Genomic DNA, 12,843 nt, shown 5'->3' with positions numbered 1-12,843 from the left:
TCCTTATTGAGTTTCGGAGCAACATTGCCGAGCGATTCGACTAGCCCCAACGCATCACAGCCAACAGCCACACCAGGGACAACGCGAACGCCACCCAGATGCTCCAGTCGGTGACGCCGATTACCAGCAAGTGCAGGTAGGCGCTGCCGAGAAGACCGATAAACAAGCGATCGCCACGGGTGGTGGCAATCGGCAGAAAACCACGCCGAAGGATGCTCGGCGAACGCAGTTCCCAAGTGGTCATGACCACCAGGATCAGGACAATCACGCTGAAGAATGCCGCCGTGGGGACGGTCCAGCTCATCCATTCCATCATCAGTTCCTCATACCCGGCCGAGGGCAAAGCCCTTGGCCACATGGTTGCGCACGAACCAGATCACCAGCATGCCCGGCAGGATGGTCAACACCCCCGCCGCTGCCAGCACCCCCCAGTCGATGCCCGACGCCGAGACCGTGCGGGTCATCACCGCGGCGATCGGTTTGGCGTTCACCGAGGTAAGGGTTCGCGCCAGCAGCAGTTCGACCCAGGAAAACATGAAGCAGAAAAACGCCGTGACACCGATGCCGGAGCCAATCAGCGGGATGAAAATCTTCACGAAGAACTTGGGAAAGCTGTAGCCATCGATGTAGGCGGTTTCATCGATTTCCTTGGGCACCCCGGACATGAAACCTTCGAGAATCCACACCGCCAGCGGCACGTTGAACAGGCAATGGGCCAGGGCCACGGCGATGTGGGTGTCGAACAGCCCGATCGAGGAATACAGCTGGAAGAACGGCAGCAGGAACACTGCCGGTGGCGCCATGCGGTTGGTCAGCAGCCAGAAGAACAGGTGCTTGTCACCGAGGAATCGGTAACGCGAGAAGGCATAGGCCGCCGGCAGTGCCACGGTCAGGGAAATGATCGTGTTCAGGCTCACGTAGTACGCCGAGTTGATGTAGCCGGTGTACCAGCTCGGATCGGTGAAGATCACCTTGTAGTTGGCCAGGGTGAAATCCTGTGGGAACAGCGTCAGGCCACCGAGGATTTCGCTGTTGCTCTTGAAGGACATGTTCAGCAGCCAGTAGATCGGCACCAGCAGGAACAGGATGTAGAGCAGCAAGGGGATCAGCTTTCTTTTGCTCATGGCGCGGGCCTCAACGGTTGGCGTCAGAGTGAGTCATGGCGGTGTAGAACAGCCAGGACACCAACAGGATGATCAGGAAGTACACCAGCGAGAACGCGGCGGCCGGCCCCAGGTCGAACTGCCCGACCGCCATCTGGGTCAGGGTCTGGCTGAGGAAGGTCGTGGCATTGCCCGGACCGCCGCCCGTGAGCACGAAGGGTTCGGTGTAAATCATGAAGCTGTCCATGAAGCGCAGCATCACGGCGATCAGCAGCACACTCTTGAGCTTGGGCAACTGGATATGCCGGAACACCGCCCAGGCCGAGGCCCGGTCGATCCGCGCCGCCTGGTAATACACATCCGGAATCGCCCGCAACCCGGAGAAGCACAACAGCGCCACCAGCGAGGTCCAGTGCCAGACGTCCATGACCAGCACGGTCACCCAGGCATCCATGGTGTTCGCCGCATAGTTGTAGCTGATGCCCATGGCATTGAGGCTCGAACCCAGCAGGCCGATATCGGCGCGACCGAAGATCTGCCAGATGGTGCCGACCACGTTCCACGGGATCAGCAGCGGGATCGCCAGCACGATCAACACCACCGAAGACCAGCGGCCCTTGGTCGGCATGGTCAGGGCGATGGCGATGCCCAGGGGAATCTCGATCAGCAGCACACAGGCGGAATAGATGAACTGGCGCAACAACGAGTCATGCAGGCGCGGGTCGAGCAGCACCTGTTTGTACCAGTCGGCGCCGACGAAATAGCGGCTGGACTGGTCGAAGATGTCCTGCACCGAATAGTTGACCACGGTCATCATCGGGATCACCGCACTGAACGCCACCAGCAGGAACACCGGCAGCACCAGCCACCAGGCCTTGTTGTTCTGCACCTTGTTCATGGCTGCACCTCGATGTTGGCTTGGGTTTCCAGGAGGAACTCATCGGCATAGACCATCAGCCACTGGGTTGGAAAACTGATCCACGCCGTGCCTTGCGGCACCGGCTTGTCTTCGGCCAGGCGCACCTTCAGGGTGGCGCCATCGAGGTTGAGGGTCATGATCTTGTAGGTGCCCAGGTCTTCGACATGTACGACCTGTGCCCGCAGCGCGTCATCAAAGGCTTCGTCCCACACATGGACGAACTCCGGACGAATGCCGACCTTGAGGGTTTTCCATTCGGCTTGTGCAATACGTTGCTGCATGGCCTCGGACAGCGGCAGGTAAGTCGAGGCAAACCCGACGCCGCCCGGCTGCGGCCGCACCTCGATCAGGTTCATCCCAGGGCTGCCGATGAAGTAGCCGACAAAGGTATGACTGGGTCGCTCGAACAACTCCCTTGGCGTGCCGAACTGCACGATCTGCCCGCCGTACATCACCGCGATCTTGTCGGCGAAGGTCGAGGCCTCGAGCTGGTCGTGGGTGACATAGACCATGGTGATGTTGAACTGCTCGTGAATCTGCTTGAGCTTGCGCCGCAGTTTCCACTTCAGGTGCGGGTCGATCACCGTCAGCGGCTCGTCGAACAGGATCGCCGATACGTCGTCGCGCACCAGCCCACGCCCCATGGAGACTTTCTGTTTTTCGTCGGCGGTGAGGTTGCGCGCCTTTTTGCCCAGCAGGTTCTGCAGGTCAAGGACTTCGGCGATCTCCTGGACCTTGCTGTGAATCCTCGCCTCGGCCATGCCCTGGTTGCGCAGCGGGAAAGCCAGGTTGTCGAACACCGTCATGGTGTCGTAGACCACCGGAAACTGGAAAACCTGGGCGATGTTGCGCTTCTCCGGCGTCAGGTCGTTGACCGCTTTGCCGTCGAACAGCACATGGCCCTGGGACGGGCTGAGCAACCCGGAAATGATGTTGAGCAAGGTCGACTTGCCGCAGCCCGATGGACCGAGCAACGCATAGGCGCCACCCTGCTCCCAGATATGATCCATCTCGCGGATTGCGTAATCCTCAGGTCCAGCCGGGGTTTTGGTGTAGCTGTGGGCGAGGTGCTGCAAGCGGATTTCGGCCATCAGGCAACCCTCGCGACACGCCGGCCCGGCGCCTGGACCAGGCGCCCCTGCGTATCGAACACAAACAGTTTATGGGTCGGGATGTAGATACGGATCGGCGCATCGACGTCGTATTCGTGAACACCCGGCAAATGCAGCACAAGCAGGAAATGCTCGTTGCGCACGTGGAGGAAGGTTTCCGAGCCGCTGATTTCCGCGACCTCGACGGTCACCGCCAGTTCGAGGTCGTCATCATTGCTCGGCACCAGCGATATGTGGCTGGGGCGCACGCCGAAGCGGAACTCGCCCTCGCCCACCGGACGCAGATCGACGTTCAACGGAAAATGCACGAAGTTGGCGAAACTCACTTCGTTGCCGGCAATGCGACCGGGCATCAGGTTGATCGGCGGCTCGGAGAACAGCTCGGCCGCCAGCACCGTTTGCGGTTGGTGATAGACCGATGAAGACTGACCACTCTGGATCACACGACCTTCATGAACAATGGTCGTGGTGCCGCCCAGGGCCAGGGCCTCGTTGGGTTCGGTGGTGGCATAGATCGCGATGGTATGGCGCGCCTTGAACAGTTCGCGCATTTCCTGGCGCAGCTCCTCGCGCAACTTGTAGTCGAGGTTGACCAGCGGTTCGTCGAACAGGATCAGTTCGGCATCCTTGACCAGCGCCCGGGCCATTGCCGTGCGCTGCTGCTGACCGCCGGAAAGCTCCAGCGGATAGCGCGTGAGAAACTTTTCGATGCGCAGCATCTTTGCGGTTTCCAGCACCTTGCTCTGGATCAGCTCGCTGGCTACACCGGCCTGACGCAAGGGTGAGGCGATGTTCTCGAACACCGTCATGGTCGGGTAGTTGATGAACTGCTGATAGACCATCGACACGTTGCGCAAACGCACCGGGCGTTGGGTGACGTCGACGCCGTTCATCAGGATGCGCCCGCTGTCGGGCTTGTCCAGGCCGGCCATCAGGCGCATCAGGCTGGTTTTGCCGGACAAGGTGCGCCCCAGCAAAACGTTGAAGGAACCGGGTTCAAAACTCAGGTTGGCATCGTCGATCCAGATCTGGCCCTCGACGGTGCGGCTGACGTGCTCCAGGGTGAGTGACATGGCTCGGCCTTTTTTATAATTGGAGTCAAGCGACCGGAGCTACAGAGCGATATTTGTGCCAGAAATCACATGCCATTGATAAAGCTGAAGATTATTGAAAATGAAGCGCGATTGGCTTTCGATGCTGAACACAAATGAACAATCGGAAATGAACAATTGAACAGTTCACCCGTTGACAGTGAACATTAGTGAACAACACTCTATGGACTGTTCACGCCCCCTGTAGGAGCGGGTGCCCGCTTGCGGCACGCTCGCGATAGCGGTGGGTCAGGCGCCATCTGTGTTGAATGTGATGGCCCCATCGCGAGCATGCTCGCTCCTACAGGGACCGTGTGTAGCTGAAGTCACCATAAAAACAATAAAAGCCAGCCCAGAGATCGACTGCCATGGCCGCACCCGCCTCGCCGCTGTCCCACGACGCCATCATCCAGGACTCCTGGTCCCGATGCCGCGCGTTCGGCCTCAGTCACCAGAGCACGCCGGCATTCGACCAGTTGCCGGCCGCAGGCATTGCGCAACTGCTGGAGAGCCAGCACTCGCTGGTGCAAACCACCCATCAGGAAGTGCTGCCCTACTACGAGAACATCCTCAGCAATTCCAATTGCCTGATCATGCTCGCCGACCACCAGGGCCAGGTGCTCACCTCCTGGGGCACCCAGCGCTTCATCGAACCCAAACTGGCCCGCGGCTTCAGCGCCGGCGCCAGCTGGATGGAGCGCTGCAGCGGCACCAACGCCATTGGCACCGCCCTGGCCTGCGAGCAAGCCGTGCATATCGAGCACGATGAACACTTCCTTAAAGCCAACCGTTTCATGACCGGCTCCGCCGCGCCGATTTTCGATGCCGAGCGCAAGGTGATCGCGGTGCTGGACGTGTCCAGTGACAGCTACCTGCCGCCCTCCCACACACTGGGCATGGTCAAGATGATGAGCCAGACCGTGGAAAACCGGCTGATCCTCAACCTGTTCCATGGCCAGCATTTCCAACTGACGTTCAATACCGGCCTGAACAACCTCGACAGCCAATGGGCCGGCTTGCTGATCTTCGATGAAACCGGCCAGGTGCTGTCGGCCAATCGCCGGGCCGACAACCTGCTGGGCCTCAGCCTGTCGCGGGTCAGCGTCGAAAGCCTGTTCAAGGTCTCGCTGCTGGAATTGCTGAACCAGCCCGAAGGCCTGCCCTTCGCTCTGCAAACTTCGGGGCGCAATCGGTTCCAGTGCGTGCTGAAAAGACCGAAACAGGTTCCGATTCAGCCGCGGCTTTTTTCAGATAGCAAGCGTGCTGAAAACAAGGGCGCGTCACCCGCCGTGACGAACCCGGCACCGACGGCCATAAGCCTCAAAACCCTGCATTACGGCGACAGCCGCGTGGAAAAAGCCGTGCGGCAGGCCGAGCGCTTGCTGGAAAAGGACATTCCGCTGCTGATCCATGGTGAAACCGGAGTTGGCAAGGAAGTGTTCGTCAAAGCCCTGCACCAGGCCAGCTCGCGCAGCAAACAAGCGCTCATCGCCGTCAACTGTGCGGCGATTCCCGCCGAACTGGTGGAATCCGAGCTGTTTGGTTATGAGAAAGGCGCGTTCACCGGCGCCAACCAGAAAGGCAGCATCGGTCTGATCCGCAAGGCGGATAAAGGCACGCTGTTCCTCGATGAAATCGGCGACATGCCACTGCCAACGCAGGCAAGACTGTTGCGAGTGCTGCAGGAGCGCTGTGTGCAGCCGGTCGGTAGCAGCGAGTTGTTCCCGGTGGACCTGCGAATTATCTCCGCCACTAACCGTTCACTGCGCGAACAGGTGCAACTGGGGCGTTTTCGTGAGGACCTGTACTACCGCATCGGCGGCCTGACCCTGGAATTGCCCCCCCTGAGAGAGCGCAGCGATAAAGAGGCGCTGTTCAAACGCCTGTGGGAACAGCATCGCGAACCCGGCCAATGGGCTGGACTGAGCCGTGAGGTATTGGAACTGTTCGACCGCCACCCGTGGCCGGGCAATCTGCGCCAGGTCAGCAGCGTTATGCAGGTGGCGTTGGCCATGGCCGAGGAACAACCCATAAGGCCGGAGCATTTGCCGGATGATTTTTTTGTTGATCTGGAGATGGAACCGGTCGATACGCCGGAACCGTTGGCCGTGGATCTGAATGATGCCGAGGATTTGAATCGGCAGTTGCAGGCGGCCGGGGGAAATATTTCGTATCTGGCGCGGCGGTTGGGGGTTAGTCGCAATACCCTTTACAAGCGGTTGCGCCAGACTGAATGACGCGTTCGCCGCACTGGCGGGGTTCGGATTCTGTGCAATGGCGCCCCGTCAGGGGCACCACCCTTGCAGATCAATAAGCCTGCGCAGCAGCCTTCGATTCGCGATGCTCAACCTGAGCGACACTCTGCCCCTGCAAAACATCGAGTGCAGGCGTCCACGCCGGCACGCTCGGCATTTCCTTGCGCAAGCTATGAATCAACGTGTACGACATGACTGACAAAAGCATGGCAATCGGCAACCCCGCGGCAATACTCGCCATCTGAATCGCTTTTAGCCCTCCGGCTAACAACAGCCCCGCAGCAATGGCGCCTTCCAGAATGCACCACAACAACCTGATCCAGTTTGGCGGGCTGGTGCTGCCCAACGCACACAGTGTGCACAACACTTGAGTTCCGGCATCGGCCGTGGTCACAAAATGCACTCCGAGCAGCACACACACCAGGATCGACAGCGCGGCGCCAATGGTCTGGCCATCCAGCGTTTGCAGCAGCGTGAACATCGCCGCTGTGGTTTCTTTCTTGGTGGCCAGCAGTACGGTGCCGCCTTCGAACTTCGGTTGTTCTTGAGCTTGAGCCACCTGCTGAGTCGCAACGGATGCCTGGTAAGCCTGGCGATCCTGCTGCTCATTCTTCAACGCCGCACCACCGAACACGGACATCCACAGAATGGTCACCATGGTCGGCACCACCAGCGCTCCGATCACCAGTTCACGGATGGTCCGGCCCTTGGAGATGCGCGCAATGAACAGACCAACGAAAGGCCCCCAGGTCATCCACCACGGCCAGTAGAACGCCGTCCACCAGTTCTGCCATTCAGTGTCTTTCTGAGTGTCCATCCAGAAGCTCAAGCCCACGATGTTTTGGACATAGTCCCCGGTCGATTCAAACATCAAGTTAAGAATGTAACGGGTCGGCCCAAGAGCCAGTACTGCAAACATCAAAATGAAAGACAGGTACATATTGAGTGTGGATATACGCTTCATGCCTTTGGACAAACCGGCAACCAGCGAAATACACGCCACAACACTCACAAACAGAATGATGGACAACTGCAAGGCAACACTGATCGGAACACCAAAGACATTATGCAATCCGGTATTTATTTGAACTACGCCCAAACCCAGAGATTGGGAAACACCAAAGGCAGTAATAATCACGCCCATGATGTCGACCACATGACCAATCCAGCCATAAATACGCTCGCCAATCAGCGGGTACAGCAGTGAGCGAAGCGCCAACGGCAAACCCTTGCGGTAAGCGAAGTAAGCGAGGCTCAGGCCGATCATCGAAAAGATCGCCCAAGGGTGCAGGCCCCAGTGGAACAGTGTGATACGCATCGCCAGGGTCGCCGATTCGTCGGTCAAACCCTTGGAAAACGGGTTATCGGCGTAGTGCAGCATCGGCTCTGCCACCGACCAGAAAATCAGGCCAATGCCCATTCCTGCGCTGAACAGCATCGCAATCCATGAGGCGAAGCTGAACTCGGGCCGGTCATGTTCACCACCCAGTTTGAGATTACCGAAACGACTGACGGAGATATAAAGCAGCAGGCCAAGCACGCCGCTGATCAGAGCCAGGTAATACCACTTGAAGTTGTGCAGAATAAACGTAGAAGCCGCTTCGAAAGCCTTGGCAGCCTGTTCATCTTTAAACGCACAAAATAGAACGAATATGACAACTCCTAATATGGAGGCCACTGTCACATTCGGATTAAGGCCTTTCAACATGCCGGATTGCGCACGCATTGTTTTCCCCTTTTGTTTTTGTTTAAGGGTGTAGTTACTGTCCGCAGGTATTTAACTGCAGGTTAATTCCGGTCTATCTCGGTTTGGGCAGCATCGCCAAGATGATTGAATCCTGAGCATCGCTCAAACCATTTTTAATCACCGTTTCATGAGAAAAACGCATCAATAAAACCGCCTGAGTTTCGCTGTAGGCCCTCCTCCTGTTAACGTCTGTCAATGCACTCAACCACCGGGTCGCCTACCGACACGAGGTTTGAACTGGCTATGCCGTTCGGCGTCACCGGGTGCTGCAACGGCGCATCCTTTTGCAGGTGCTTGCCCGTGACATTCGCCTGGCCCACGCGCAACGCGAGCAGCAGCGCACTGCCGGCGTAGAAATAGTAAAAACTGGGTGCACCGAGGTACTCCATCAGCGCGCCGGCGATCAGTGGCCCGAAACAGGCACCGACACCAAAAGTGATCAGCAGCATGCCCGAGAGTGACACACGCAACGCCGGCTCCATGTTGTCGTTGGCCAGCGCCACGCCCAATGGATACAGGCAGAACTGCAGGAAACCGACGCCCGCGCCGAACCACAGCAAGGTGGCAAACGAAGGACTCTGATTGAATGCCAGTGGCAGGCTGACAAGAATCAGCAACACCGCCACGGCGCGGATCAGACTGGCACGGGGCAAGCGATCAGAGAGCCAACCCAGGGGCAACTGCGCCAGCAACCCGGCCCCGATGGACAAGGCCATGAACTGTCCGACCTGCGCAGTCGGCAGTCCCTGCTTGCTCGCATAGATTGCGGCCAAACCATAGAAGGCACCATTGAGCATTCCCGACACCAGAATAGTCACCAGCGACTGAGGGATCCGGCGCAGGAACAAGCGCAGATCGATGGACGCCGCCGGTACCGTCGTCGGATGCATGCTTCGGGTCAGCGCCACCGGCACCAAACCCAGGGCGAACACCATGGCCACACCAAGCAATGCACGGATGCCCAACCCTTCATCCAGACTCAGGGCCAGATTGCCGAGCATCATGCCGACGTAACTGGCCACCATGTACAGCGCCAGGACACTGCCGCGCTGCTCGGTTTTGGCCTGGTCGTTGAGCCAGCTTTCCAGCACCATCATCTGACACATCATGGCCACCCCCACCAGTGCCCGTAGTACCAGCCAGAATGGCAAGGCGGCGCTGAACTCATGGGCCAATACCGCTGCTGCAATGATCCCGCCACAAGCTGCAAAAGTACGTATGTGCCCCACCTGCGCGATCAAACTGCGCCCGACCCAACCGCCCACCACCATGCCCAGGGCGTTGGCGGCCATCAAGGCACCGCCTGCTGTTTCCGATGCCCCCAGCACATTCAGACGCAACGCCAGAAAGGTCATCAGCAACATAGATCCCAGCTGCATCATCAGGCTGGACAAATACAGCGCGCCGAACGTTTTCGTCAGTCCAAACACGGTGCCGATTCCAAAAAAAGAAAATGCGAAACCCGGGTGCACACCCAGGCATTTGGCTCAGGTCAAGCCGTGAAGTTCTTTCCAGTTGCCTGGATGCACGACATAGCCGAATAAGGCATGCCCGCCGTAGACCAACTCGGTGCCTTCGGGAATCCACAGCAACTGGCCGGGCGCGACCTGGAACAATTCATCGCCGACCCGCAACTCGAAGCAGCCTTCGATGACAAAAATCACTTCGTCATACAGCACCGTCCAGGCCACCTGCGCCCCTTCCCAGCGAGCAAAGCCCACGCCGATGTTCGGCGAGATTTCATTGCTCAGGGCCCGGGCCACAAAGGCGGCGCCAGGTGGGCCGCCGCGAAAGGTGAAATCCAGATCCTTGTGGTCGATGTGCAGTACCCGACTCCTGCCTTTGTCGGGCGCGCTCATAACTCGCTCCGACTGTTCCAGGCGGCCAGATGAATGCGCGAACGCACGCCCAAGCCGAGGAAGGGTTCCGGCGGATTGAGCGACGGCATGCCGGTCACCGCGCGGATGTCGTTCAATTGCGCGGAATCGGAACCCACGGCCAGGTCCGCCAGCATCGTGCCGGAGATCGTGCCCCAGGCCGCGCCAACACCGTTGTCGCAGGCGGACGCGTGAACACCCGGTTCCAACTCGCCGAAGAAGTTGGTGAAATTGCGCGAGATCGCGTAAACCCCGCCCCAGGTGTGGCTGAACGGCACATCGGCCAACTGTGGGAAGCGCGCCTTGAACGCCTTGCGATGCGATTCGCGAATCTTCAAGCGCATGCCGTCGCTGGTGCTGCGCCCGTACTTGGGCACGTGCTTGTAGGTGTTGCGGATGATCAAGCGGCGATCCTGAGTCATGCGCACCGTGGTCCCGGCGTGGTCTGCCGGCGTCAGGCCCCAGTCCAGTTGACCGCCGTAGATGGCCAGTTCCGCATCGGTCAGCGGACGGGTCCAGCTGGCGAAGGTCATCACCGGCAGCAGGCGATTGCGCAGATAACCGAACTCCTGGGTGAAGATGCTGGTGCCCAGCAGCAGTTGTGGGGTGCGGATCTTCCCGTTGGTGCCATGCAGAATCCAGCCGCCGTGGCCGTCACGCTCCAGACGCTGGATCGGCGACTCCTGCAGCAGTTCGACGTTGCTCGGCAGCGTGCGGGCCAGACCGGTGACCAGCGCCGCCGGTTGCATCAGATAGCAGCCAGGGGTGTAGATCGCCCCACTGTAATGTTGCGTGCCCAAAACGCCCGCCAGCTCCGTGGTACCGACCCGACGAAACGGTTCGCCCAGGTCGGTCATCAACCGCTCGAAGTGATCCAGGTAGGCCATGCCACGGGGGCCGACGGCACCCTGATATTTGCCGGCGTGAGACCACTGGCAATCGATGCGGTGCTCCTCCACCAGCCCCTGCAACTGCGAAATCGCTGCACGATTGAGCGACAGCAGACGTTGTTTGTGCGCCGGGTCCGGATGCTCAAGGGCGAACTTGTGCGGCAGGTCGATGACGAACCCCGAGTTACGACCCGAGGCGCCATGGGCGACGCGCTGTGCGTCCACCAACAGAATGCGCGCCTGCGGATGATGCTGGGCCAGGCGCCGGGCAGCGGCCAGGCCGGCAAAGCCCGCCCCTATCACCGCGTAGTCGGCACGCTGCTCGCCGGACAGACGGGTGCAGGCCGGTTGTTCAGGCAAGGCTGCGTACCAGCCACAGCTCGAATCGTCGTAAGGCAAATTGATCGAATTTTTCATGTGTACGGCCTCAGGCGACAGCCTGCTGAGTGTTCTGACAGGACTGCAGCAATGCGCTGCGCTGCGTTTGCGCTTGGCGACCCAACAGGACAAAGCCGTTGAGCCTGCCCTCGGTGTCATAGAACCCGGCGCTCATACCGTCCTGGGTCGGTGTGCATCGCCATTCACCTTCGCCCGCCACTGCAGGCGCCAATAGGCACAGCGGTGCGGCCGGAGTTTTCACGGTGACCGGCATCAGCGGGTAATCCACCGCCGTAGGCTGACCGAGCAAGGTCTTGCTGAGCGCCTGGATCCCCTGATTGATCGGCGCCAGATACGGCAGCAACTGCCCGTCGATCTCGATGCAATCGCCCAAGGCATAGATGCCCGGTACCGAGGTTTGCAACTGCGCGTTGACATGAATGCCACGGCCAACCGCCAGACCAGCGCTTTGCGCCAGGCTCAGATCGGGACGCAGCCCGACCGCTGACAGCACCAGGTCAGCATTCAGGGTTTGGCCACCGGCGAGCTTTAGCACATAGCCCTGCCCGCTCGACTCGATGGCGTCGACGGTGTTCTGCAGATGCCACTTGACCCCCAGATCGCTCAACGCCCCTTGCAACACCTCCCCCGCTTCGACGGGCAACAGGCGCTCCATTGGCCACCGACCGAGACCAATGACATCCACGTCGAAACCGTTGTGGGCCAGGTCGTTGGCAAACTCGCAGCCGATCAGGCCATCGCCGAGGATCGCCACCCGCTGCACGCCGGTCAGGCGTTCGCGGAAGCCGTGGTAATCCTGCAGGTTATTGACGCTGAGCATCGCCGCCGCTTCACCCTGGATCGGCAGACGGATCGGTTGCGCGCCGCTGGCAATTACCAACTGGCCGTACTCCATGTCACCGAAGCTGGTGCGCAACACACGCGCCGAGCTGTCGATGGACTGCACGGTGCAATGCGGATAAACGCGAATGTTCAGGCGCTTTTCGATGGCCAGTGGAGGCTCGCCGGACAACGCCTCGGCGCTCTTGCCCTGGGACAAACCAATTGACAGTGCAGGCTTGGAATACAGGTGACCGGATTCCTGGGTCACTACGCGGATCTCGACCTCAGGGTCCGCCTTGCGCAACGCCTGTGCCAGACCGTAACCGGCGTAACCACTGCCAATGATCACGATCGGCTGGCGTGACGCTGCAGCGATAACAGGCGCGGTGACAGGCGCCACAAATGGGACCGCGACCGCTGCCGGCGGCGTGCCGACGGCGGTAACTGCCTGAGTGTGTTCACTGATATCGAGCATCTCGAAATCACTCTTGCCGACGTGACATTCCGGGCAGATCCAGTCCTCGGGCACATCTTCCCAGCGCGTGCCAGCGAGAATCCCGTCCTCGGGCCAGCCCAGTGCCTCGTCGTAAATCAGACCGCAAACGATGCAAAGCCAAGTCTTGAACAT

11 protein-coding genes and 1 pseudogene are annotated in these 12,843 nt (G+C 59.7%); 1 reads left to right on the top strand and 11 read right to left on the bottom strand.

The window, feature by feature from the left end:
* Window positions 1–40: 40 nt before the first annotated feature.
* Genes CAG47_RS16655 through CAG47_RS16635 form a run of 5 tightly spaced genes read right to left on the bottom strand, consistent with a single transcriptional unit; the run spans window position 41 to window position 4,207 of the window.
* Window positions 41–313, bottom strand: a complete 273-nt coding sequence (locus CAG47_RS16655) for a DUF2160 domain-containing protein (protein ID WP_085726013.1) — start codon at window positions 311–313, stop codon at window positions 41–43.
* 10 nt (window positions 314–323) lie between these two features.
* Complete coding sequence (locus CAG47_RS16650; RefSeq protein WP_007970460.1) at window positions 324–1,124, bottom strand: carbohydrate ABC transporter permease; 801 nt, start codon at window positions 1,122–1,124, stop codon at window positions 324–326.
* 10 nt (window positions 1,125–1,134) lie between these two features.
* Window positions 1,135–2,001: a carbohydrate ABC transporter permease gene (locus CAG47_RS16645; RefSeq protein WP_007981247.1), complete on the bottom strand. Its 867-nt coding sequence runs from the start codon at window positions 1,999–2,001 to the stop codon at window positions 1,135–1,137.
* Window positions 1,998–3,113: an ABC transporter ATP-binding protein gene (locus CAG47_RS16640; RefSeq protein WP_085725945.1), complete on the bottom strand. Its 1,116-nt coding sequence runs from the start codon at window positions 3,111–3,113 to the stop codon at window positions 1,998–2,000. The genes CAG47_RS16645 and CAG47_RS16640 overlap by 4 nt, the downstream gene beginning before the upstream one ends.
* On the bottom strand, window positions 3,113–4,207 hold the full coding sequence (locus CAG47_RS16635; protein ID WP_085725944.1) for an ABC transporter ATP-binding protein: 1,095 nt from the start codon (window positions 4,205–4,207) through the stop codon (window positions 3,113–3,115). The genes CAG47_RS16640 and CAG47_RS16635 overlap by 1 nt, the downstream gene beginning before the upstream one ends.
* Before the next feature lie 386 nt (window positions 4,208–4,593).
* On the opposite strand from CAG47_RS16635, the gene CAG47_RS16630 reads away from it, so the two are divergent.
* Complete coding sequence (locus CAG47_RS16630) at window positions 4,594–6,462, top strand: sigma-54-dependent Fis family transcriptional regulator (protein ID WP_085725943.1); 1,869 nt, start codon at window positions 4,594–4,596, stop codon at window positions 6,460–6,462.
* Window positions 6,463–6,532: 70 nt separating this feature from the next.
* Here the strand turns inward: CAG47_RS16630 and CAG47_RS16625 are convergent, their stop codons facing one another.
* The 6 genes and pseudogenes from CAG47_RS16625 to CAG47_RS29020 form a co-directional block, all read right to left on the bottom strand.
* On the bottom strand, window positions 6,533–8,206 hold the full coding sequence (locus CAG47_RS16625) for a BCCT family transporter (RefSeq protein ID WP_085725942.1): 1,674 nt from the start codon (window positions 8,204–8,206) through the stop codon (window positions 6,533–6,535).
* Window positions 8,207–8,409: 203 nt separating this feature from the next.
* Window positions 8,410–9,657, bottom strand: coding sequence for an MFS transporter (locus CAG47_RS16620; protein ID WP_177409012.1), 1,248 nt, complete (start codon window positions 9,655–9,657; stop codon window positions 8,410–8,412).
* 57 nt (window positions 9,658–9,714) lie between these two features.
* Window positions 9,715–10,086 carry an ethanolamine utilization protein EutQ gene (locus CAG47_RS16615; protein WP_085725941.1) on the bottom strand — a complete coding sequence of 124 codons (372 nt, stop codon included), beginning with the start codon at window positions 10,084–10,086 and terminating at the stop codon, window positions 9,715–9,717.
* Window positions 10,083–11,411: an FAD-binding oxidoreductase gene (locus CAG47_RS16610; RefSeq protein ID WP_085725940.1), complete on the bottom strand. Its 1,329-nt coding sequence runs from the start codon at window positions 11,409–11,411 to the stop codon at window positions 10,083–10,085. The genes CAG47_RS16615 and CAG47_RS16610 overlap by 4 nt, the downstream gene beginning before the upstream one ends.
* 10 nt (window positions 11,412–11,421) lie before the next feature.
* Window positions 11,422–12,690, bottom strand: a complete 1,269-nt coding sequence (locus CAG47_RS16605; protein ID WP_256577464.1) for an NAD(P)/FAD-dependent oxidoreductase — start codon at window positions 12,688–12,690, stop codon at window positions 11,422–11,424.
* Window positions 12,679–12,843: pseudogene (locus CAG47_RS29020) on the bottom strand (rubredoxin); the annotation flags it as partial. The pseudogene CAG47_RS29020 and the gene CAG47_RS16605, both read right to left, overlap by 12 nt.

The sequence above is a fragment of the Pseudomonas sp. R37(2017) genome (assembly GCF_002113375.1).
In the GTDB taxonomy this organism is placed as follows: Bacteria; Pseudomonadota; Gammaproteobacteria; order Pseudomonadales; family Pseudomonadaceae; genus Aquipseudomonas.
Note: the sequence above shows the minus strand (reverse complement) of the source record. Positions and strands in the feature narration are given on the sequence as shown.

Bases quoted from the DNA above. Each gene is read 5' to 3' on its own strand.
- CAG47_RS16605 (WP_256577464.1), bottom strand. From the start codon at position 12,690: ATGCTCGATATCAGTGAACACACTCAGGCAGTTACCGCCGTCGGCACG.
- CAG47_RS16650 (WP_007970460.1), bottom strand. From the start codon at position 1,124: ATGAGCAAAAGAAAGCTGATCCCCTTGCTGCTCTACATCCTGTTCCTG.
- CAG47_RS16645 (WP_007981247.1), bottom strand. From the start codon at position 2,001: ATGAACAAGGTGCAGAACAACAAGGCCTGGTGGCTGGTGCTGCCGGTG.
- CAG47_RS16655 (WP_085726013.1), bottom strand. From the start codon at position 313: ATGGAATGGATGAGCTGGACCGTCCCCACGGCGGCATTCTTCAGCGTG.
- CAG47_RS16630 (WP_085725943.1), top strand. From the start codon at position 4,594: ATGGCCGCACCCGCCTCGCCGCTGTCCCACGACGCCATCATCCAGGAC.
- CAG47_RS16635 (WP_085725944.1), bottom strand. From the start codon at position 4,207: ATGTCACTCACCCTGGAGCACGTCAGCCGCACCGTCGAGGGCCAGATC.
- CAG47_RS16625 (WP_085725942.1), bottom strand. From the start codon at position 8,206: ATGCGTGCGCAATCCGGCATGTTGAAAGGCCTTAATCCGAATGTGACA.
- CAG47_RS16640 (WP_085725945.1), bottom strand. From the start codon at position 3,113: ATGGCCGAAATCCGCTTGCAGCACCTCGCCCACAGCTACACCAAAACC.
- CAG47_RS16615 (WP_085725941.1), bottom strand. From the start codon at position 10,086: ATGAGCGCGCCCGACAAAGGCAGGAGTCGGGTACTGCACATCGACCAC.
- CAG47_RS16610 (WP_085725940.1), bottom strand. From the start codon at position 11,411: ATGAAAAATTCGATCAATTTGCCTTACGACGATTCGAGCTGTGGCTGG.